19 protein-coding genes are annotated in these 21,801 nt (G+C 67.0%); 4 read left to right on the plus strand and 15 right to left on the minus strand.

Annotated elements, in window-relative coordinates; translation table 11 throughout:
- Positions 1–579: 579 nt before the first annotated feature.
- Both Q9Q79_RS10035 and Q9Q79_RS10040 read right to left on the minus strand, forming a co-directional pair.
- Positions 580–2,352: an EAL domain-containing protein gene (locus Q9Q79_RS10035; RefSeq protein ID WP_005409582.1), complete on the minus strand. Its 1,773-nt coding sequence runs from the start codon at positions 2,350–2,352 to the stop codon at positions 580–582.
- Positions 2,353–2,356: 4 nt separating this feature from the next.
- On the minus strand, positions 2,357–4,459 hold the full coding sequence (locus Q9Q79_RS10040) for a PAS domain-containing sensor histidine kinase (protein WP_062606983.1): 2,103 nt from the start codon (positions 4,457–4,459) through the stop codon (positions 2,357–2,359).
- 131 nt (positions 4,460–4,590) lie between these two features.
- Between Q9Q79_RS10040 and Q9Q79_RS10045 the strand changes: the two genes are divergently transcribed.
- The gene (locus Q9Q79_RS10045) at positions 4,591–7,350 is read left to right on the plus strand and encodes a GGDEF domain-containing phosphodiesterase (protein ID WP_049403812.1); all 2,760 of its coding nucleotides are present in this window, start codon (positions 4,591–4,593) and stop codon (positions 7,348–7,350) included.
- A gap of 142 nt (positions 7,351–7,492) precedes the next feature.
- Here the strand turns inward: Q9Q79_RS10045 and Q9Q79_RS10050 are convergent, their stop codons facing one another.
- The 7 genes from Q9Q79_RS10050 to Q9Q79_RS10080 form a co-directional block, all read right to left on the minus strand.
- Positions 7,493–7,999 (minus strand): hypothetical protein, encoded by a 507-nt coding sequence (locus tag Q9Q79_RS10050; protein WP_012480131.1) that lies wholly within the window; start codon positions 7,997–7,999, stop codon positions 7,493–7,495.
- A gap of 137 nt (positions 8,000–8,136) precedes the next feature.
- Complete coding sequence (locus tag Q9Q79_RS10055) at positions 8,137–8,352, minus strand: hypothetical protein (RefSeq protein WP_032966708.1); 216 nt, start codon at positions 8,350–8,352, stop codon at positions 8,137–8,139.
- A gap of 98 nt (positions 8,353–8,450) precedes the next feature.
- Positions 8,451–9,641 carry a methyl-accepting chemotaxis protein gene (locus Q9Q79_RS10060; RefSeq protein WP_005409587.1) on the minus strand — a complete coding sequence of 397 codons (1,191 nt, stop codon included), beginning with the start codon at positions 9,639–9,641 and terminating at the stop codon, positions 8,451–8,453.
- A 163-nt stretch (positions 9,642–9,804) separates the two neighbouring features.
- Entirely contained in the window at positions 9,805–10,419 is a 615-nt protein-coding gene (hflD, locus tag Q9Q79_RS10065; protein ID WP_201862064.1) for a high frequency lysogenization protein HflD, read from the minus strand.
- Complete coding sequence (mnmA, locus tag Q9Q79_RS10070; protein WP_005413280.1) at positions 10,416–11,558, minus strand: tRNA 2-thiouridine(34) synthase MnmA; 1,143 nt, start codon at positions 11,556–11,558, stop codon at positions 10,416–10,418. The genes hflD and mnmA overlap by 4 nt, the downstream gene beginning before the upstream one ends.
- Positions 11,555–12,016: an NUDIX hydrolase gene (locus tag Q9Q79_RS10075; protein ID WP_005409590.1), complete on the minus strand. Its 462-nt coding sequence runs from the start codon at positions 12,014–12,016 to the stop codon at positions 11,555–11,557. The genes mnmA and Q9Q79_RS10075 overlap by 4 nt, the downstream gene beginning before the upstream one ends.
- Position 12,017: 1 nt before the next feature.
- Positions 12,018–12,488: a hypothetical protein gene (locus Q9Q79_RS10080; protein WP_005409591.1), complete on the minus strand. Its 471-nt coding sequence runs from the start codon at positions 12,486–12,488 to the stop codon at positions 12,018–12,020.
- Between the two features lie 112 nt (positions 12,489–12,600).
- Between Q9Q79_RS10080 and clpS the strand changes: the two genes are divergently transcribed.
- On the plus strand, positions 12,601–12,927 hold the full coding sequence (gene clpS, locus Q9Q79_RS10085; protein ID WP_005409592.1) for an ATP-dependent Clp protease adapter ClpS: 327 nt from the start codon (positions 12,601–12,603) through the stop codon (positions 12,925–12,927).
- A gap of 137 nt (positions 12,928–13,064) precedes the next feature.
- On the opposite strand, the gene Q9Q79_RS10090 is transcribed toward clpS, so the two are convergent.
- Complete coding sequence (locus tag Q9Q79_RS10090) at positions 13,065–13,877, minus strand: APH(6) family putative aminoglycoside O-phosphotransferase (RefSeq protein WP_201862062.1); 813 nt, start codon at positions 13,875–13,877, stop codon at positions 13,065–13,067.
- Positions 13,878–14,015: 138 nt separating this feature from the next.
- On the opposite strand from Q9Q79_RS10090, the gene clpA reads away from it, so the two are divergent.
- The gene (gene clpA, locus Q9Q79_RS10095) at positions 14,016–16,301 is read left to right on the plus strand and encodes an ATP-dependent Clp protease ATP-binding subunit ClpA (RefSeq protein WP_005409594.1); all 2,286 of its coding nucleotides are present in this window, start codon (positions 14,016–14,018) and stop codon (positions 16,299–16,301) included.
- A 78-nt stretch (positions 16,302–16,379) separates the two neighbouring features.
- On the opposite strand, the gene Q9Q79_RS10100 is transcribed toward clpA, so the two are convergent.
- The 3 genes from Q9Q79_RS10100 to aat all read right to left on the minus strand — a co-directional run bounded on the left by Q9Q79_RS10100 (position 16,380) and on the right by aat (position 18,009).
- Positions 16,380–16,763: a hypothetical protein gene (locus tag Q9Q79_RS10100; RefSeq protein WP_099561828.1), complete on the minus strand. Its 384-nt coding sequence runs from the start codon at positions 16,761–16,763 to the stop codon at positions 16,380–16,382.
- 200 nt (positions 16,764–16,963) lie between these two features.
- A complete protein-coding gene (gene infA / locus Q9Q79_RS10105; RefSeq protein WP_005409596.1) occupies positions 16,964–17,182 on the minus strand; it encodes a translation initiation factor IF-1 in 219 nt (72 codons plus the stop codon).
- 86 nt (positions 17,183–17,268) lie between these two features.
- The gene (gene aat / locus Q9Q79_RS10110; RefSeq protein ID WP_099527800.1) at positions 17,269–18,009 is read right to left on the minus strand and encodes a leucyl/phenylalanyl-tRNA--protein transferase; all 741 of its coding nucleotides are present in this window, start codon (positions 18,007–18,009) and stop codon (positions 17,269–17,271) included.
- A 72-nt stretch (positions 18,010–18,081) separates the two neighbouring features.
- On the opposite strand from aat, the gene Q9Q79_RS10115 reads away from it, so the two are divergent.
- A complete protein-coding gene (locus Q9Q79_RS10115; protein ID WP_201862060.1) occupies positions 18,082–19,350 on the plus strand; it encodes a hypothetical protein in 1,269 nt (422 codons plus the stop codon).
- Between the two features lie 123 nt (positions 19,351–19,473).
- Here the strand turns inward: Q9Q79_RS10115 and Q9Q79_RS10120 are convergent, their stop codons facing one another.
- Together Q9Q79_RS10120 and trxB are read right to left on the minus strand one after the other, a co-directional pair.
- Positions 19,474–20,598, minus strand: a complete 1,125-nt coding sequence (locus tag Q9Q79_RS10120; protein ID WP_201862058.1) for a GNAT family N-acetyltransferase — start codon at positions 20,596–20,598, stop codon at positions 19,474–19,476.
- 102 nt (positions 20,599–20,700) lie between these two features.
- Positions 20,701–21,672, minus strand: a complete 972-nt coding sequence (trxB, locus tag Q9Q79_RS10125; RefSeq protein ID WP_005409600.1) for a thioredoxin-disulfide reductase — start codon at positions 21,670–21,672, stop codon at positions 20,701–20,703.
- Positions 21,673–21,801: the final 129 nt, after the last annotated feature.

The following is a 21,801-nucleotide window of genomic DNA, read 5'->3' on the forward strand; positions in this document are numbered from 1 at the left end:
ACCAGGCATCGAGAACAGCCGGCCAGCGGCCGGCTCTACCAGGGCTTGTCCCCCACCTGGGTTTGCGCTTCGGGTAGTGCCGGCCGTTGGCCGGCAATCCCTTTGAAGCAGGCATCGAGAGCAGCCGGCCAGCGGCCGGCTCTACCAGGGCTTGTCCCCGACCTGGATTCGCGCTTCGGGTAGTGCCGGCCGCTGGCCGGCAACCTCTTTGAACCAGGCATCGAGAGCAGCCGGCCAGCGGCCGGCTCTACCAGGGCTTGTCCCCGGCCTGGATTCGCGCTTCGGGTAGTGCCGGCCGCTGGCCGGCAACCTCATTGAATCCAGCATCGAGAGCAGCCGGCCAGCGGCCGGCTCTACCAGGGCTTGTTCCCGACCTGGATTCGCGCTTCGGGTAGTGCCGGCCGCTGGCCGGCAACCCATTGAACCGGGCATCGAGAGCAGCCGGCCAGCGGCCGGCTCTGCCAGGGCTTGTCCCCGACCGGATTCGCGCTTCGGGTAGTGCCGGCCGCTGGCCGGCAACCCCTTTGAGCCAGGCATCGAGAGCAGCCGGCCAGCGGCCGGCTCTACCAGACGGGATCGTTACCGCAGCGGGCGATCCTCGCCGCCATCGCCGCTCTCCGCAGGCGCCGGACCGGCGTTGCTGCGACGCTGCTCCTCATAGGTGCGGAACGCCTGGTGGATGTGCTTGCGCAGCTCATCGTCGTTCCACGGTTTGGTCAGGAAGCGATAGATCGCGCCACGGTTGATCGCGTCGGTCACCGTGTTCAGATCGGTGTAGCCGGACAGCACCAGGCGGATCGTGTCCGGGTACAGCATCTTCACCCGGCCCAGAAACTCGGTGCCGCTCATGTCGCTCATGCGCTGGTCGGACAGGATCACCTGCACGTCGTTGATCGCCAGCAGATCGAACGCATCGCGCACGTTGCCGGCGGCCAGGATGCGGTAGCCATCGCGGCGGAACAGGCGCACCAGCGAGCGCAGCACGTTCTCCTCGTCGTCCAGCAGCAGCAGTGTGCGGTCCGGGCGGGTCTCGGCGAAGGCTTCCGGGCGCAGGTAGCGGCGGCGCAGGGTCATGCCGGCGGCATCGGCCGACATCGGTTCGCCGAACAGGTAGCCCTGGAACACGTCGCAGTCGTTGCGGCGCAGGAAGCCCAGCTGCGCCTGCGATTCCACGCCGTTGGCAATGACCGTCATGCCCAGCTGGTGGCCCATGGCGATGATCGCGCGTGCGATGGCTGCCTCGCGGTTGCCGGCTGGTGCACTCTTGATGAAACTGCGGTCGATCTTCAGCTTGTCCACCGGGTAACGCACCAGCGCACTGAGGCTGGAATCGCCGGTGCCGAAGTTGTCCAGGCTCAGGCTGATGCCTTCGTTGCGCAGGTTGGCCAGTGTCTCGTGCACGAAATTGACATTGTTGGTCAGCGCGCTTTCGTTGATCTCCAGCGTCAGCATCTGTGCCGGCACGCCCGCGGCCTGGATCAGGCCCATCACTTCAGCGAAGAAGTTCGGCCGCAGCAGCTGCAGGGTGGAGACATTCACGGCAATGGTGAAGTCGTCGAAGCCCTGGTCGCGCCACAGGCGGGCCTGCTTGAGCGCGCCTTCCAGCACCCAGGTGCCGATCTGCACGATGATGCCCAGCCGCTCGGCGGTGCGCATGAAGCGCTCCGGCACCAGCATGCCCAGCGTGGGGGACTGCCAGCGCAGCAGCGCCTCCATGCCCACCACATGGCCGTCGCGGGCACTGACCAGCGGCTGGTAGCGAAGTTTCAGCTCGCCGTTGGGGATCGCGTCGACGATCTGGCGCGCGATGATGCTCTCGCTGTGCGCGCTCGGCGGGGTATCCACTGCATGGATGCGCACCGCGTTTCCACCTTCGCGGGCCGCCTGGTACAGCGCATCCTCGGCGTGGTCGAGCAGTCGCGAGGCGTTACTGGCGTGTTCCGGGCACAGGCTCACCCCCAGCTTGCCAGTCATGAACAGCGTGTACGGCAGCACCGACAGGGGCAACTCCATCTGTTGCCGGATCTCCTCGGCGAAGTCCTCCGGCAGCGGCACGTCGGCGTTGCGCGGGACTGCGATCAGGAACTCGTCGCTGCCATGCCGCCACAGTTTGCCGCGACCCCGCAGGTAGGACTGCAGCCGCTGCGCCACCAGCACCAGCGCCTGGTCACCCACCTCGGCGCTCATGTTCTCGTTGACGGAAGCGAAGTGGTCGATGTCCACGTGCATCAGCATCAGCGCGGTGCCGCCGGAGGCCGCTTCGGCGACCATCGCCTGCAGCTCGGGGTTGCCGGCACCGAGGCGATCGGGTGCATCATCGATGCTGACCGGCGGCTGGTTGGGATTCCACATAGGCTCAGTATTCCGGTGACTCAACGGCGGCCATGCTGGCCGCCTGGTAGGGGAGGTGAACGTCGATCAGGGTGCCTTCGCCATGTGCGGACTCGATGCGCACATGGCCGCCGACACTCTGCGCGCGCTCGCGCATCACGATCAGGCCCAGGCCGCGCGGGCCGTCCGGGTCGAAACCTTCGCCGTCGTCGCGGATCTGCAGGTGCAGGCTGCGCTTGCCGATGTCGCGCAGTTGCAGGTGTACCTGGCTCGCGCGCGCGTGCCGCAGCACGTTGGTCAGGCTCTCCTGTGCGATTCGGAAGCAGGCCTGTTCGATGCTGTTGTCGGGGCGATGAGGCAGGGGCTCGATCTCGGCCAGCAGCTCCACCTGCGAAGAACGGAACAGCACCCGTGCCTGCCAGCTGAGGGCCGCTTCCAGGCCCAGCGCGTCCAGCTGCGGAGGGCGCAGCAGGGTGGAGATGTCGCGCAGCTTGGCTACCGTGGTGTCGGCCAGGCTGACGATCTGTGCCAGGTCCTCGGCGCGGCGTTGCGGATCGTGCTCGTCCTGCGCGGCATGGGCGGACAATTTGATCGCCGTGATCGCCTGGCCGATGTCGTCGTGCAGATCGCGCGAGATCGCGCGGCGCTCGTCTTCCTGCAGGGAGAACAGGCGGCCGGCCATCGCCTGCAGTTCGCGGTTGCTGGTTTCCAGTGCACTGCGCGTCCGTTCGGAATCACTGAGGTCGCGCACGATCAGCAGCTTGCAGTCGCGGCCACCATAGCGAACCTCGCCCACCGCCAGGCCGGCATGGAAGCTGCGGCCGTCGGCGCGCTGCATGGCCACCACGCTGCTGTGGCCGGGGCCCAGGTGTGGCTGCCCTGCACGCAGCTGGCCGCGGACGCGGGCCAGATCACCGGCAGCGACCAGCGCCGACAGCGGCTCACCCAGCAGGGTATGGCTGCCATAGCCGAACAGGCTGGCCGCCCAGGCGTTGGTGTACAGCACGTGCTCGTCGGAGAGGATCACCACGCCATCGGGCAGCACCCGCACCAGTTCGCGGAACTGCTCCTCGCGCTCGCGTAGCAGGCGCCGCGATTGCTCCCGCTCGGTCACGTCCTGCAGGGTGCCCAGCACGCGGCTGCGGCCGGACTCATCGACACCACTGGCGGCACGCAGGTGCACCATCAGGGCGCGTCCGTCCATCGACAGCAGGGGCAGCAGTACGTCCACCTGCACCGGATCACCCGAGCAGAGGTCGGCCAGCAGCTGTTCGGTCTGGGTGGCGGTGGCAGGGTCGGCGGGAACCAGCAGCTCGTCGAAGCGGTGCCAGCGGCGGGCTTCCGGCGGCCGGCGGCCAAGCAGGCGGTAGACCTGGTTGGAATAGCGGCCCATGCCGGTGGACGGGTCCAGTTCCCAGGCGCCGATGCGCGCCAGTTCGTGGGCTTCTTCCACCCGCGCAAGCGCCTGGTCACGGCGCAGCTGGGCCAGGTCTTCGGCAGTGCGGTCGATGGCAATCAACAAGCGGGCGTTGTGGCCGTCATAGCTGATGGCGTTGGAGCGCAGTTCCATCTGCCGCAGCGAGCCGTCACGCAGCTGCAGCTGGGCACGCAGGATGCACAGTTCCTCCGGCGCCTCGCGGATCGCCTCCAGCTTGGTCTGCAGCGCCTGGTCCTGGCCTGGCGGCCACAACGCGTCGATGGTCTGCTCCAGCAGTTCGTCACGCTCCCAGCCGAAGGCGATACAGGCAGCCGGATTCGCATCGAGGATCGCCAGCGTGTCCAGGTCGTAGACCAGGATCGGGCCGGGGTTGCCCTCGAACATCTGCCGCAGGCGCAGCTCCGAGGCCTGCTGGCGCGCATGGGTGTGCAGCACATGCTCGGCCAGCGGCCGCAACAGCAGATACAGCAGGCCGGCACTGGCCAGCGCGAAGAACGAGCCCTTCACGCTCTGCCACATCGCCGCCTGCTGCGGATCCGGCACCAGCGCCTGCACGGCACTGTCGGAAGCGATCATCCAGGCCAATGCCATCACCAGGTAGCTCAGGACCACCCGTCGCCGGTCGCGGCTCAGCGCCTGCGCCATCCGCGGATCGGGTACAAGGGCGGTGCCGGTCGGTTCTGCAGGCATGGACGGGCTGGTTGAAAGGGGCGCCGGCCATCTTACCGCGCAGGTGCGCCCAGACCACTCAATTATCCGCCGCAGGCGCCGTTAACCACTGCGTGCCCCGCTGACGGGCGTGTCATCCGGAGCAAGATCGCGTGGACCAAGGGATCATCGCCAGCCTGCTGCAGCACCCGCTTGCGTCGGCGCTGGTCATCGTCGACCGCACGGGTCGCCCGCTGGCGGCCAATCCGGCTGCGCGCGAGCATGGCCTGCCGGCCACCGTGGCTGCGTATGCGCCGATGCTGGAAGATCTGCGCCTGATGGCTGCCGATGGCGGCATCGTGGCCTGCACGCTGCCGGGTGGCCCGCACGGGCACTACGATGGCCACCTGCGCGCCGTGCACGATGGCGCCGGCAACCTGCTGGCCTTCACGTTGAGCATTCCCGAACCGGTGCCGCTCGGCGGCGGTGGGCGCTGGGAGCTGGCGCTGGACAGTGCCGGCCACAGCCTGTGGGACTGGGACATTCCCAGTGACCGTGTGGTGCGCACCCCGGCAGTGGGCGATGAAACCGCCACCGAGATGCTGGCCCGCGTGCACGGCGAGGACATCGCCCAGGTGCGGGCCGCACTGGAAGAGCATCTGCGTGGCTTGAGCGAGCAGTACAGCGCGCAGTTCCGTTTCCGCCAGGCCGATGGCCAGTGGCGCTGGGTACTGGACCGGGGCCGCGTGGTCGCGCGCACCGCCGATGGCCAGCCGCTGCGCATGGTCGGTACCCATACCGATATCGAACAGCAGAAGCAGCTGGAAGGGCTGCTGCAGGAACAGCAGCTGCACCTGAGCGAGGCCCAGCGCATCGCCAGCATGGGCAGCTGGTCGTTCGACCCCAACAGTGGTGACTTCTGGTGGTCGCCGGAGCTGCGTTCGATGCTTGCGCTGGAGCAGGGCGCCGTACCCGGCCAGCGGCGCTGGCTGAAGCAGCTGCACCCACGTTCACGTGGCGCATTGCGTGCGGCGTGGCGGCGGTTGTGGCGCGATGGCCGTGCCGCCAATCTCGAACTGGAACTGACCCGGGGCAATGAGCCGTCGCAGCACCTGCGGCTGTGGATGCAGCCGTTGCTGGACATGGACGGACAGCCCAAGCGACTGCTCGGACAGGTGCAGAACATCACCGAGCAGCACCAGACCGACGCGTTGATCCGCTGGCGCACCGAGTTGCTCAACCGCGTCTCCGCGCTGGGCCGCATCGGCGGCTGCGAGATCGAGGTGAAGACCCGGCACATGCAGTGGACCGAGGAGTGCTATCGCATTCACGGCCTGCGCAAGGAACCGATCACCCTCGACCAGGCGCTGGCGTTGTACACCGAGGACTCACGCAATGCCTTCGAAGCGGCGTTGGCGCGCATCGCCAACGGCGGGCTGCCCGAGCAGCTGGACCTGTGCTTCTACCGCCAGTCCGGCCTGCGCGTCTGGGTGCAGGTGCTGATCGAGCTGGACCGCCGTGACGGCCTGCCACCGCGCTTCGTGGTGCTGTTCCGTGACATCACCCGCGAACGCGAGGCCAACGAGCGCATCGAACTGCTGGCCCACTACGATCTGCTGACCGGCCTGCCCAATCGCGTGCTGCTCGGCGAGCAGACGGCAGAGGCCATCGAAGAAGCACGTGACCGTGGCACATCGCTGGCGATGCTGTTCATCGACCTGGATGGCTTCAAGACCATCAACGACAGCTTCGGCCACGCCACCGGTGATGCACTGCTGAAGGCCGCGGCGACGCGCCTGCACCAGAACCTGCGCAACAACGATCTGTTCGGCCGCTTCAGTGGTGATGAATTCATCGTGGTACTGCGCGACCTGGCCGAGCCGGAAGACGCCGGCCACGTCGCGCGCAAGCTGATCGCTTCGCTGGCCGAGCCACTGCGGCGTGGCGAGACCACGTTGAAGGTCGGCGCCAGCGTCGGCATCGCGATGCTGGGCGATGCACAGACCGATTTCGATTCATTGCTGCGTGCCGCCGATGCCGCGATGTACGCGGCCAAGGAAGCGGGGCGCAACACCTACCAGTACTACAGCCAGGACGCATTGGCCCGCATCCAGCGCAAGCTGGAGCTGGAGCATGCCCTGCACGGCGCCATCGAGCGCGAAGAGTTCAGCCTGGCCTACCAGCCGCTGCTGCACGCCCACCACGGCGAGCCGCCGGCGATCGAGGCACTGTTGCGCTGGCACCGCCCCGGGATCGGCTACTGCAGCCCGGCCGAGTTCATCCCCATTGCCGAAAAATGCGGCGAGATCGTGCGGATCGGCGACTGGGTGCTGAATGAGGCCTGCCGCCAGGCAACCGCCTGGGACCGTGCCGGACTGCGTTTCGACCGCATTGCGGTGAATGTTTCTGCGGTACAGCTGCGAGACCGCGGCTTTGCCGAGCGCGTGATCGAAATCTGCCACGCCCATGGCTGGCCACCACAGCGGCTGGAGCTGGAACTGACTGAGTCGGCGTTGATCCGTGACACCGACATCCTGCGCCATTGCTTCGACGTGCTGGAACGGCACGGCGTGCCGCTGGCGGTGGATGACTTCGGCACCGGCTTCTCCAATCTCAACTACCTCAACCGCTTCCCGGTGGGGCGCCTGAAGATCGACCGCAGTTTCGTGCAGGGCATGCTGCACGATTCGGGTACGGCTGAAGTGACCCAGGCCATCGTGCACCTGGGCCACGCGTTGGGCATGAAGGTGGTGGCCGAGGGCGTGGAAACGCACCAGGAAGAGGACATGCTGCGCCGCCAGGGCTGCGACGAGATCCAGGGCTACCTGTACTCGCGCCCGCTCAGCCCGCGCGACCTGGCGCAGTGGCTGCGCCAGCCACAGCCGGTTTCGCTGCGCACCGATGCCAGTGGGGAAGTGATGCTGGTGCGGTGATCAGCTGCACTGGTTGGAACTGACCCTGGCTGCTGTGTCCATCCACGCATGGCGTGGATCTACCACAACCCGCTTTGGTGGGTGCCGACCGTTGGTCGGCACGGATGCCTGTGCCTCTCGATCATCCACGCATGGCGTGGATCTACCTCGGAAAATCCGCCCTCAGCTGCATGCGCAGTGCTTCTACAATGGCCGCATAGCGCCGCTTCTGGACCAGATAGCTGGCCAGGAACAGCGGCAGCACCAGCAGCATGGGCGCCACCATCGGGCGCATCGCCACCAGCGGCAACAGCAGCAGCGACAGGATCGCCACGAACCAGCTGCACAGGCCGATCACCCGCACTTCGTGCCGTCGCGCGTTGAGTACGATGCGACCGCGCATCACCGGGAAGTAGCGCAGGCCGAAGCTTGGCGCGAAGCTCTCGCGGAACGCCATGCTGCCATCGGGCAGCGCATGGAAGGCCAATTGCAGCCATCTGTCCTGCGGCAGGTCACGTTCCAGGCTGCCCAGCGAGAGCCGGGCCTGCATGGCCGGTGACGCCGCGATGCGTTCGTTGAACAGGGTGATGCCCCAACTGAAATAACCGGCCACCCAGGCCATCAGAAGGACGGTCTCGATCAGCAGGAGTGCGATCAGGGTGATGGCCATCGGTCTTCCATGAACGGGATCGGTGGATCATGCCACAACGATTTCGCCACCCCGGTAGATCCACGCCATGCGTGGATGTTGCGGCGAGGGCCAGGCGTCACACCGGCGGATGAAAGCTGTCCACCCATGGCGTGGATCTACTTCAGCGCTTCCCCGTCCAACCCCAGGTCCCAGGCCAGTCCCAGCAGTGCCTCGTCCGCCCGCGACGGGGCGGGGCGCGCGTCCGCCAGCTGCTGCAGTTCGCGGATCTCCTCGCGTGCCACATCCTCCAGCTGCTGCAGCTGCTCACGCACGCTCGCGTTGCGCGGGCGCTCGGTATCGGTGAGAGAGGGCAGGGCGCGGATCAGTGTCATCGTGCGGGTACAGGATGCATCCAACGGCGGGTTACAGGCAAAGGCCCCGGTCGAACCGGGGCCTTGCGGGCTGCCGGCGAGGGCAGCGGACATCAGGATCAGAACAGCTCGACGGTGCCGGCGCCCATGCTCTGCTGGGCAACCGGCTTGTGCGGCGGGCGCTCCCATTCGCTGCGCAGTTCGCGCAGGCGGCTGCCGGTGCGCTGCAGGGCGGTGGCGATCTCTTCGTCGAATACGCCGCCATTGCGGTGCAGCAGTTCCTGCAGGGCCACCGCTTCGCGGTTGATCGCGGTCAGGCGGTCCAGGTGGGTGTGCACGCCGCCCAGCGCTTGGGTGGCGATGTCTTCGAACTGCAGGGCGCGCACGGCTTCGGCTACGCTGCCATCGATCGAACGGGCGCACTCGGACACTTCGCGCATGCCGTCACCCAGCGAGGCGTTGATCTGCGCGACGTTGTCGAGCATCGCCGCCGCTTCCTGGCGCGCTTCGCGGGAGCGGTCCATGTCACGCGAGGCCATGTGCGAGACCGTCTCGCGCACCTTGGCGATGGCGTCCTTGGAGCTGTGTGCCAGCTTGCGGATCTGCTCGTTGAAGGTGGTCGAGCGCTCGGACAGGTTGCGCACTTCGTCGGCGACCACCGCGAAGCCACGACCGGCTTCACCGGCACGTGCCGCTTCAATGGCAGCGTTCAGGGCCAGCAGGTTGGTCTGGTCGGCGATCGACTTGACGTCCTCCAGCAGCGCGAAGATGCCATCAAGGTGCTGCGCCATCTGGTCGATGTGCTGCACGGTGGTGCTGCTCTGGCCGCTCACCTGTTCCAGCGCTTCGACCAGCTGTTCCATGCGGTGGCTGGCGTGCTGGGCAAAACGGGCAACGTCGAGGCCGGCATTGCCTTCGTCACCGGCGCGGTCGACGATGCGCGACAGGGCCTGGCTCTGCTGGCGAGACTTGCGGTTCATCGCATCGAAGCTGCCACCGAGGCTGGAGACGGCCTGGCGGATCAGGTCACGGGCGCGTTCCACTTCGCCGCGCGAACCCTCGATCTCGTTGCCGACGAAATTGCGCAGTTCGGTCAGCAGCTGGTCCTGCTCACGCAGGACACGGGCGTGTTCCGGGGAACGGTGTGCCTGGGCGCGGGTGGTCCACCACGCAAAGCCGAGCCAGCTCAGCGTCATCGTGGTCAGGATCGCCCAGCGCAGGGCGGCCGGCCATTCGAAACCGATGGCGAAGGGGAGCAGCAGGGTCAGAGCCAGGGGGGCGGCCAGACGGATGAAAATGCGTGAGTACATGGACGTTCTCGGGAGGTGCACGGAGGATGTATCGGCCGTACCCCCTTTCTCTTTAACGTCGATGTGCCTCGAAGTGCATTCTGAATGCGCCGGTTTTCCGGCGCCTTGGCGGCTTCGGGGTCCGAGCCCTTTCCGTGCCGGAAAGGGATCCGACCCCACACCCTCAGGCCAGCTGCCGGTCCACGGCCTCGATCATCGCCTTGCGGCTGAACAGGAAGTCCCAGTAGCTGCCGCCCAGCTGCCGCCACAGCACCGCAGCGCGCACCGCGGCCAGCAGCAGGGCGCGGATCTCGGCCACCACGCCAGCCTGGCCCAGGTAGTGCGGGTTGCCCTGCACCATTACCCGCGGCTTGAGGTGGCTGATGGTGTCGGCGTAAAGGCCTCCCAGGTTGGCCAGCACGTCCGGGTGGCCGCTGTCGCCCAGTTCGCTGGCCTGGCGCTGGGCGCGCTCGATGCCCGAGGCGACCTTGTTCACGGTGGCGCCATCCTGAACGAAGCGGCGCTCCAGCTGCAGCACCGACAGGGCCAGCTTGGGCAGGATCGGGTCCTGGCCCTGGCTGCGGAAGTAGTTGTGCAGCAGGCGCAGGCCGGACTTCAGTGCATGGCGGTCACCGAACACCTCCTGCGGCGAGGACGCATCGACACGGAACACGCTGTCCACGGCGGTGCGCACGGCGGCGGCGTCGGAATGGCCGGTATCGGCGATGCGGCGTACCTGCTGCAGGGCCTGGGCAATGCCGGCCAGGGCCAGGACGCGGTCGTCGACAGTGAAACTCATGCAGCGATTACCTCAAAAGGGGAAGGGGTGGTGCGCAGGCGCTGTTCCAGCGGCGCATCGGTGGCGGCGATCACCGCGCCACCCAGGCACACGTCACCGTCATACAGCACCAGCGATTGACCGGGGGTAACGGCGCGCTGCGGGCGCGCGAAGGTGACCAGCACGCTGCCATCGTCCAGCACCTGGACCGTACACGGCTCATCGGGCTGGCGGTAGCGGGTCTGGGCGGTGCATTCGAAGCGCCGTGCCGGCGGCGAACCGGCGATCCAGTGCGCGGTTTCCGAACGCAGCCGCTCGGACAGCATCCACTTGCTGTCGCGGTCCTGGTCCACGTACAGCACGTTGCTGGCCACATCCTTGCCGACCACGTACCACGGCGCGGCCGGGCGTCCACGCACGCCGCCGATGTTCAGGCCCTCGCGTTGGCCCAGGGTGAAATAGAACACGCCCGGATGTTCGGCGATCACGCTGCCGTCGGCCGGGTCGAGGATCTGGCCGGGCCTGGCCGGCAGGTAGCGGCCAAGGAACTCGCGGAAGTCACGCTCGCCGATGAAGCAGATGCCGGTGGAGTCTTTCTTGGCGTGGGTCGGCAGGCTGACGTCACGCGCGATCCGGCGCAGGTCGGTCTTTTCCAGGTCGCCGATCGGGAACAGGGTGGCCGCCAGCTGCTCCTGGCCCAGCTGGTGCAGGAAGTAGCTCTGGTCCTTGGAACGGTCGGCGCCGCGCAGCAGCAGCCACTGGTGGCCGCGCTGGGTCACCCGTGCATAGTGGCCGGTGGCGATGCGTTCGGCGCCCAGCTCGCGGGCGGCATCCAGGAAGTGCTTGAACTTCACTTCGCGGTTGCACAATACGTCCGGGTTCGGGGTGCGGCCGGCCGCGTACTCGGCCAGGAAGTGCTCGAACACGCCCTGCCAGTACTCGCTGGAGAAGTCGCGGAAGTGGAACGGGATGCCCAGCAGGCCGCAGACGGCCACCGCGTCGCGGCGGTCGTCCTCGGCGCGGCAGTCGCCGCTGCCATCGTCGGCCCAGTTCTGCATGAACAGGCCGGCCACGGCTTCGCCCTGCTGTACCAGACGCCAGGCGGCGACCGAAGAGTCGACACCTCCGGAGACGCCCACCATCACGCGCGGAGTGCTCATGCGACCTCCCGGACCAGCGAAAGCGGATGGCGCTGGCCACCCAGGTAATCAGCCACCACCTGCCAGACCAGCGGGCTGCGCTGGCGCTCGCCGGCGGCCTGCAGTTCGGCCGGGGTCAGCCACAGCGCGCGGTCGATGCCGGTGTCCAGTGGCTGCGCCGGGTCGTGCGAGACCGGGCGCGCCGCGTAGCAGAAGCGCAGGAAGGCGGTGCCGTCGCCGGCAGTCCACTGGTAGCAGCCGATGAAATGGGTCAGCTGCACCGTCCAGCCGGTTTCCTCGCGGGTCTCGCGCAGGGCTGCCTCGGCCAGGCTTTCGCCCGGCTCGAGGTGGCCGGCCGGCTGGTTCAGCACCTGCCGGCCATCGATGGTCTCTTCAACCAGCAACACACGGCCGCCGTCGACCACCACCGTGGCAACGGTGGCGTGCGGTGCCCAGCGCGGGTCCGGCGTGGCGTTCAACTCAGAACTCGTCCTTCTTGGTCAGTTCCAGCTCCATGGCGTCGGCGGTGCGGATGGCCGCATCGATGGCGTCGCTGAGCTGGTCGGCAGTGGCATCGGCGTCGATCTTGACCACGAACATGGCGGTGGTGTCCTGCTTTACCCAGCCGCCCATCTTGGCATCCTGCGAATCTTCCAGCAGGCGGTTGGCCACGGCCACCGGGAACTGCTTGGTCTTCGCGTTGTAGGCCGGCGACCAGATCTCGCGGATGTTGTGGGTGCCGAAATCCTCCACCGACGAACGCACATAGACCATCTGGGTGCGGTCACCCTCGACGTCGAAGACCATGCGGTAGTCGCCGTCCTCATCGACTTCGTAGGTGTAGCCCAGCTTGTCCAGATGGCGGGCCACGGCCTTGTCGGCGTCTGCGGCGGCAGCGGAGCCGGTGGCAGCCAGAGCGATCAGGAGGGCGGGGAGAAGGGTCCTTTTCATGAAGATCCTGTGAAACAGTGTTGAGAGAGGGTGCAATTGTGACGGTGGGCGTGCGTGCCGTCCAATCTGCGGCAGGCCGACGCAGGCGCGCCCGAGCCTCTATAATGGCCCGATGCCCCATGAGTCTTCCCCCGATTCCCAGCACGAGCACGGCGTCGCCGTAGAGGCCGCGCGCCCGGAAGTGGCGCCGCCGCCGTTCTACCAGGTGATGCTGCTCAATGACGACTACACCCCGATGGATTTCGTGGTGGATGTGCTGCAGCAGTTCTTCAGCATGGACCTGGACAAGGCCACGCAGGTGATGCTGCACGTCCACACCCGCGGCCGCGGCGTGTGCGGGGTGTTCACCCGCGAAGTGGCCGAGACCAAGGTCGCCCAGGTCAACGAGTACTCGCGGATGAACCAGCACCCGCTGCTGTGCACGATGGAAAAGGCCTGACCAGCTGCCGATTCTCGTCCGGGCACATCAATCCCGGATGGGTGTGCCCACCAAGGTGGGCACCTACCAAGGCAGAAGCCCGTATCGACCGTGGATGGGGCGTGCCCGCCAAGGTGCGCACCTGCCAAGCGCGGGTCTCACCTCTCCGCCAGCGCCTCCAGGGCCATCCGGGCGAATGTCTCGTCGATATCGGCCGGGTCGCCGTCATCCCTGAACCACACTGCCGACAGCGCAGTGCTGGCCGCGATCCAGCGCAGCAGGCGCGTGCGTTCCAGTTCGGCCAGCGCACAGACCTGCTCAAGGCGGATCGCAAACCGCTCGGGCCGCGTCGCAACGTGGATGCCCGGACCACAGAGGTCCGGGTTGCTGAACATCGTCGTGTAATCGAACGCACGGTCCCCCAGCAGTCGCTTCGGGTCGATCGCCAACCAGCCGCGCGGGCCGAAATCCAGCACATTGTCATGATGCAGGTCGCCGTGCAGCGGCCGGATCTCCTGTTCGTCACGCAGCAGCCCCTCCGCCAGTGATCTGCACTGTTCCAGCAGTGGCGGCAGCACAGCCCTTGGCTGCAGCAGGTCGGCGAACCATGTACGCAGGCAGACCAGTTCCGCTGGCGGCGCGCCCCGTGGCCGGTGCAACCGCTGCAGGACCTGGCACAGGATCGCGGTGCAGGCGTCATCGTCGCCCTCGATCGAGCGTTGCCGCAGCGAGTCACCGCGGGCACGCTCGATCAGGATCGCAGGCCCCTCGTGGGCCAGCAGGCGGGCGGCGCCATCGCCGTTCCACCAGCGTAGCAGGCGATGGCTGTTCTGCTCCTCGGTCTCGCTGCTGATCTTCAGCATCGCTGGCTCGTCCGCAGCGGTCAGCACCGGCCAGAGCCGGGCGTGGGGCGTACGGATGGCCGGGCCATCACGCCGCAATCGCCAGCGGCTCAGGTAGGGTTCGCTCATGCTGGGTGGGCTGTCCTGGAGTGAATGAAGATCAAGCGATCTGTACTGCTAACGCCATCTGAACGCAGCAATCCGCTAGGGTGATGGAAATCGCGTAGTCAGGCCGCATATTGTCCCCATCTGCCGCCGGAGTAATCCATGTTCAGCAAAGACCTCGAACACACCATCGGCCAGTGCTACAAGCGCGCCCGTGAGGCCCGGCATGAGTTCATGACGGTCGAACACCTGCTGCTGGCACTGCTCGACAACCCGTCAGCCCAGGCCGTACTGAAGGCCTGTGGTGCCGATGCCGACCGCCTGCGCCAGGAGCTGGAGCAGGCCATCGAGGCCTCCGTGTCCCGCCTGGCGGAAGACGATGGCCGCGACACCCAGCCGACCCTGGGCTTCCAGCGTGTGCTGCAGCGGGCCGTGTACCACGTGCAGTCCTCGGGCAAGAAGGAGGTCACCGGCGCCAATGTGCTGGTCGCCATCTTCGGCGAAAAGGACTCCCACGCCGTCTATTACCTCAACCAGCAGGATGTGACCCGGCTGGATGTGGTCAATTACCTGTCCCATGGCATCGCCAAGCTGGGCGATGAAGGCGAGCAGTCGTCTTCGTCCCCGGAGGGCGAGAGCCGCATGGAAGGCGGGGAGGGCGAGCCCAAGGGAGATGCCCTGACCGAATTCGCCAGCAACCTCAACGACCAGGCCCGGGCCGGTCGCATCGACCCGCTGGTCGGCCGTGCCGACGAGATCGAGCGCACCATCCAGGTCCTCTGCCGCCGCCGCAAGAACAATCCGCTGTACGTCGGTGAGGCGGGCGTAGGCAAGACGGCCATCGCCGAGGGCCTGGCCCGCCGCATCATCGAAGGCTCGGTGCCCGACGTGCTGGCCGACGCGGTGATCTACTCGCTCGACCTGGGCGCACTGGTGGCTGGTACCAAGTACCGTGGCGACTTCGAGAAGCGCCTGAAGAGCGTGCTGACGGCACTGAAGAAGGTGCCCAACGCGGTGCTGTTCATCGACGAGATCCACACCATCATCGGTGCCGGTTCGGCGTCGGGCGGCACCATGGATGCGTCCAACCTGATCAAGCCGGCGCTGGCGTCGGGCGAGCTGCGCTGCATCGGCTCGACCACGTTCCAGGAATACCGCGGCATCTTCGAGAAGGACCGCGCGCTGGCGCGCCGCTTCCAGAAGATCGACATCGTCGAGCCGACGGTGGGCGAGACCTACGAGATCCTGCAGGGCCTGAAGTCCAAGTACGAGCTGCATCACGGTGTGACCTACTCCGACGAGGCCCTGCAGGCCGCAGTGGACCTGTCGGTGAAGCACATCGGCGACCGCCTGCTGCCGGACAAGGCCATCGACGTGATCGACGAGGCCGGTGCCCGCCAGCGCCTGCTGCCCGAGGAGCAGCGCAAGGAGCTGATCGACGTCGAGGAGGTCGAGGCGATCGTCGCAAAGATGGCGCGGATCCCGGCCAAGCAGGTCAGTGCCACCGACAAGGATGTGCTGCAGCACCTGGAGCGCAACCTGAAGATGGTGATCTTCGGCCAGGACCCGGCCATCGAGACGCTGTCCTCGGCGATCAAGCTGGCCCGTTCGGGTCTGGGCAACCCGGAAAAGCCGATCGGCAACTTCCTGTTCGCCGGCCCGACCGGTGTCGGCAAGACCGAAGTGACCAAGCAGCTGGCGTTGCAGCTGGGCATCGAGCTGGTCCGCTTCGACATGTCCGAGTACATGGAGCCGCATTCGATCAGCCGCCTGATCGGCGCGCCTCCGGGCTACGTCGGTTTCGACCAGGGCGGCCTGCTGACCGAGAAGATCGTCAAGACGCCGCATTGCGTGCTGCTGCTGGATGAGATCGAGAAGGCGCATCCGGACATCTTCAACATCCTGTTGCAGGTGATGGACCGCGGTGTGCTGACCGATACCAACGGTCGCGAAGCGAACTTCAAGAACGTGGTGCTGGTGATGACCACCAATGCCGGCGCCGCGCAGGCCTCGCGGCGGTCGATCGGCTTCACCAAGCAGGACCATGCCACCGACGCGATGGAGACCATCCGCCGCAGCTTCACCCCGGAATTCCGCAACCGTCTTGACGCGGTGGTGCAGTTCCAGGCGCTGGGCTTCGAGCACATCCTGCGCGTGGTCGACAAGTTCCTGATCGAGCTGGAGATGCTGCTGCAGGACAAGCACGTCAGCCTGTCGGCCACCCCGACCGCGCGCGACTGGCTGGCCCACCATGGTTTCGACCCGCTGATGGGTGCCCGTCCGATGGCCCGCGTGATCCAGGACAAGATCAAGCGTCCGCTGGCCGACGAGCTGCTGTTCGGCAAGCTGGTCAACGGCGGCAAGGTCAGCATCGACGTGCGCGACGACGAGCTGGTGGTCGAGACCCAGGCCGAGCCGGAGCGGCTGCTGCCGGTCACGGTGGAATGAGCTGACGCCGCAGGCTTGGCGCGAAAGACTGGAAATGACAAGGGCGGCTTCGGCCGCCCTTGTCGCATGCACTGCAACTCAACGCCCCTGCTGCGCCAGCCGCCTGAAGGTCGCCGCATCGATCGGTTCGATCCGGGTCACGGTGCAGTGGTTGCTGTCGGTTTTCAGTGTGCTGCGGGCATCGCCGCAGATCCGTTCAGGGGTACTGGGCGTGAAGAAGACATAGCTGGCCGAGGCGGCAGCGCCCAGGCAGCGCTTCTGCAGGTGCACCCGATAGTGGTTGTCACCGTCGCGCAGCAGCACCTCGCGTTCCGTGCTGGAGGGGCGGATTTCACGATTGGCGCCGAGGGCAATGCACTCGGACGCGTTGGAGGGCTTGCTGGGTTCAGCGGCGAATGCCGCCAGGGGGAGGCTGACCAGCAGAACTGCCGGCAGCAGGACGTGCGGGAGCAGGGCGTTCATGATCGGGAGGGGGTGGCGATCCGGACTGGATCGGATCCCACGATGCCGCGGCGGCTGCAGGCGCGAATCTGCCGCAAGCGGGGCTGACCGATGCCACGGTGAGCTCGGTCACGGTGACCTCCGGCAGGGCCGGATTCCGGTCATGACAAAAGGCCAGCAACCAGGGCTGGCCTTGTCGAGTGGCGCCAGGCGCCGACCGCTTACTTCATGCGGTAGGTGATACGACCCTTGGTCAGGTCATACGGGGTCATTTCAACCTTGACCCGGTCACCGGTGAGGATGCGGATGTAGTTCTTGCGCATGCGGCCGGAGATATGGGCGATGATTTCGTGCCCATTTTCCAGGCGAACGCGGAAAGTGGTGTTCGGCAGCGTCTCGCTGACGGTGCCCTCGAACTCGATGGAATCGTCTTTCGACATGTAGTCCTGTGCGGTTCAGAAAACGGCCACGCTGGGCCTAAGGCGCGGTATTTTACGCGTGACGGCGCCAGCTTGCAAAGTTTGTGTTAACCCCCGGCCAAACGCCGTGCTGGCAAGCGTCCAACCGCCTGGGTCCACGGGCCTTCCCGGCCGTCACCGCGCACGGCCCGGCGCACGTGCTGCAGGAATTCCGCGCGCGGCAGGTGCTCGGCGCCCATCCGCAGCAGGTGCGGATTCTCCACCTGGGCATCGATCAGTTCCCAGCCCCAACCATGCAGGGTGGATGCCAGGGCGGCCAGGGCGATCTTGGAGCCGCCGCTGGCACCACTGAACATGCTTTCGCCGAAGAACATCGACCCGATTGCCACCCCGTAGATGCCACCGACCAGGGTCTGCCGGTCCCAGACTTCAAACGAATGGGCGAAGCCCAGGTCGTGCAGCTGGCCGTAGGCCTCGACCATCGCCGGGCTGATCCAGGTGCCGTCCTGGCCGGGCCGCGGTGCTGCCGCACAGGCGCGCATCACGCGGCTGAAGGCGGTGTCGGCGGTGACCTCCCACGTACTGCTGCGCAGCTGGCGGCGGAACCGGCTGGACAGATGCACGCCCTCGGTGCGGAACACCATGCGCGGGTCCGGCGACCACCACAGGATCGGCTCGCCCTCGCTGAACCACGGAAAGATGCCGCCAGCGTAGGCATTGAGCAGGCGCACCGGGTTCAGGTCACCGCCGACGGCGAGCAGGCCATCGGGCTGGCGCAGCGCGGTCTCGGCTGGAGGAAAGGGGGCGTCCGGCGCATCAGCCAGGCGCCAGGGCAGCTGGCGGGTCATGCCGCCATTGTATTCGCCGTGGTGACCGCTGATGTCTGGCACCATCAGCGTCCAACGGCAAGGAGCCCACGCATGAGTGACGCGATTACCGCCATCCTCGATGTGCACGACAACCCGCGCACGTGCAACGACAGCCAGAGCATGCTGCTGGCGCTGGCGACTGAGCAGCCGGGCCAGCTCGGTGCGCTGATGCGGCTGGCCCTTGCCCGGCGTTCACCCAGCTCGGCCTTTCTCGACATGACGCTGGATCTGCTGCCCGACGAAGCGGTTGCGCCGGTCTGTGCCGAGGCCCGGCGTCGCTATCGTGATGGCGAGCGCGGTGAGCTGCTGGCCAGCGTGATCGAATTCGCCAGCTACCAGGCGCCGCAGGTGCTGCAGGACGACTGGGAGGCCTTGCTGGCGATTGCCAGTGAGAATGAGCTGCAGCTGGCTTCGCAGGTGTGGCGGGGCCTGCCGTCTGCCACTGCCGTGCAGTGGGCGCAGATTCTGGCCGAAGCCGATGACGATCGCGAAATGGCGCGGGCCAGGGCGCTGCTGCTCGCGGCGCAGCCCGAGAGCTATGCCGTTGCCCGCGGCTACCTCGCTGACTGGGGCGCGCTGGATGCTGAGGTCTGGGCGCATTGGGCCGGCGTGGCGGATGGGCCGCTGCCGCGCCGCCTGCATGGGGAGCGGCCGCTGCACATCCGCTTTGGCCGCGAGCAGCATCGCGCGCAGCAGGCGGACGAACCGAGCTGGCGCAAGCGTATCTGGCGCCTGCACCCGACCTGGAATGGTGGGCAGGTGCACCATGCCGGGCAGATGGGAGGGCCGCTGGAAGCGTTGTGTGGCAGCTGCCATGCACCGCTGCAGCGCCTGCTGCGAACCGACGCTGCCGCGCTGCAGCCGGGCGCGGCGGGTGAGATCACGCTGTGCCTGTGCCTGGACTGCTGCGGCTGGGGAGACCCGCCCGTGCGCTTCTATCGCCACGATGCCGTCGGCCTGCCCAGCTGCCACCCCAGCCAGCGTCTGGAGGTGCCGGCCACGCCGACCGACAGCGGTGACCTGATGCGTGCCGAGATCGGCCTGGTCGCCATGGATACCATGCGGTGGCAGCAGCAGGACTGGGGCCAGTCCAACCATCGGCAGAACCTGTCGCGCGTGGGCGGCGCGCCCAGCTGGGTGCAGAGTGCCTGGTACCCGGCGTGCATCGATTGCGGCGAGGAGATGCCCTTCGTGATGCAGCTGGATTCGACGCTGCCGACCACGAGTGAGGGCACGCTGCTGTGGGGCAGCGGCGGCATGCTCTATACGTTCTGGTGCGCGACGTGTCGGGTGAGTGGGCACTTCTGGCAGTGCACCTGAGCGCAGCGCGCTCGCCATTGTCCTGATAGGTGCCAACGTTGGTTGGCGCGCCCCACTGCCCTGGTAGGTGCCAACCTTGGTTGGCACGCTTCTCGGCGCCGCGCCAGTCGAGCAAGCCCGACTCTACGGCTCTACGCGGAACGGTCCATGCCCCTGCAGCTCCTGCTGGTAGCGCCGCACATCGCGCCGTTCCTGCCGGCACCAGTCCTGCAGTGCTTCTGCGAAATCCGCATCAGCCACCCAGTGCCGGCTGCGCACCAGCGTCGGCAGGAAACCGCGCGCCAGCTTGTGCTCGCCCTGTGCACCCGGTTCGAATCGGGTCAGCCGTTCGCGCAGGCAGTATTCGATACCCTGGTAGTAGCAGGCCTCGAAGTGCAGGCCGGGCAGGGTGGCGCCGCCCCAGTAGCGGCCGTACAGCGTGTCGCCACCGCGCAGGCACAGCGCGCCGGCAATCGGCTCGCCGTCCTGTTCGGCCAGGAACAGCACCAGCCCGCGGCCCAATGAAATGGCCAGATGGCGCAGGAAGGCCTCGGTCAGCGCCGGGGCGTTGCCGTACTCGAGGAACGTCTGCAGGTAGAAGCGATACATCGCCTGCAGGTCGGCACGGCGGGCTTCATCGCCGTGCACCACGCGGAAGGTGATGCCCTGGCGGGTGACCTTGGCCCGTTCCTGGCGGATGTTCTTGCGATGCTTGTGGTTCATCGCGCCAAGGAACTGCTCGAATGTGGCCCAATCGCCCGGGTTCTGCCACTGGAACTGCACGTCTTCGCGCAGCAGCCAGTCATCGCCGAACAGCGCCTCGTCCACTGCGGTATGGAAGTTGATATGGGCCGAGGACACGTCCAGTGCAGGCAGCGCCTCGCGCAATGCCGACAGCAAGGTGGCGCGACCTGAATCGTGACGGGTCAGCAACCGCGGGCCGGTGACCGGCGAGTACGGCACCGCGCCCAGCCACTTCGGATAGTAGTCGCGGCCATGACGGGCATACGCGTTGGCCCACGCATGGTCGAACACGAACTCGCCGTGCGAATTGGTCTTCAGGTAGCCCGGAATGGCGCCGACCAAGCTGTCGCCTTCCCAGAGCGTGAAGTGCCGGGGCTGCCAGCCCCAGTCCTCGCGCAGGCAGCCGTGCTGTTCAAGGCCTGAGAGGAAGGCGTGGCTGACGAAGGGGTTCTGACCGTCGTGCAGGGCATCCCAGTCGGTGGCGGGGATGGACTGCAGGGAGTCGAGGAAGCGGGGGGAAGGCATGAGGGAAGGATAGGGCAGATGAAACAGAAAGGCCGACGCACTGGCGTCGGCCTTTCATCCGGAGTCGGGCGTGGCTCGGCCCTACAGGAGCGGGTCAGCCTCTCAGCTGGCCTTGCCCTGCGCGTCCAGGTAGCGCTCGGCATCCAGCGCGGCCATGCAGCCGAAGCCGGCCGAGGTGATCGCCTGGCGGTAGTGCTGGTCGGCCACGTCGCCGGCGGCGAACACGCCTTCCACCGAGGTCTGGGTGGCATTGCCGCCCAGGCCCGAACGGATTTCCAGGTAGCCGTTGTTCATCGCCAGCTGGCCGTCGAACAGGGTGGTGTTCGGGTGGTGGCCGATGGCCACGAAGAAGCCGTGGGCGTCGATGTCGCGAGTGCTGCCGTCCAGGGTGGACTTCACGCGCACGCCGGTCACGCCGGCATCATTGCCCAGCACTTCTTCCACCTGGTGGTGCCAGACGGTCTCGATCTTGCCTTCGGCCACCTTCTTGAACAGCTTGTCCTGCATGATCTTTTCCGCCTTCAGTGTGTCGCGGCGGTGGACCAGGTAGACCTTGCGGGCGATGTTGGACAGGTACAGGGCCTCTTCCACGGCGGTGTTGCCGCCACCGACCACGACCACGTCCTGGTCGCGGTAGAAGAAGCCGTCACAGGTGGCGCAGGCGGACACACCGCGGCCCTTGAACTCGTCTTCGGTCGGGATGCCAAGGTACTTGGCGGTGGCGCCGGTGGCGATGATCAGCGCATCGCAGGTGTACTCGTGGCTGTCGCCGATCAGCTTGAACGGGCGCTGCGACAGGTCGGCGGTGTGGATGTGGTCGAAAATGACCTCGGTCTCGAAGCGTTCGGCATGGGCCTGCATGCGCGCCATCAGGTCCGGGCCCATCAGGCCGTGGGCGTCACCCGGCCAGTTGTCCACCTCGGTGGTGGTCATCAGCTGGCCGCCCTGCTGCAGGCCGGTGATGACGACCGGCTTCAGGTTGGCGCGGGCGGCGTAGACGGCGGCGGTCCAACCGGCCGGGCCGGAACCGAGGATGACGAGGCGCTGGTGGCGGGAGGGCAGGCTGGTGCTCATGTAAACTCGCGAAAAGGTAGATGGGACAAGGCGCTGGCGATGTTTGCGCAGCATCCTTGGCTGGTCATAGAGTGGCGGCTGGGGCAGGGCGATTCAAGCCGATGAACGGAACGCCGTCATCCAGCAGTG

Origin of the sequence: Stenotrophomonas sp. a6 (genome assembly GCF_030913325.1) — a bacterium.
GTDB classification, from domain to species: Bacteria; Pseudomonadota; Gammaproteobacteria; order Xanthomonadales; family Xanthomonadaceae; genus Stenotrophomonas; species Stenotrophomonas maltophilia.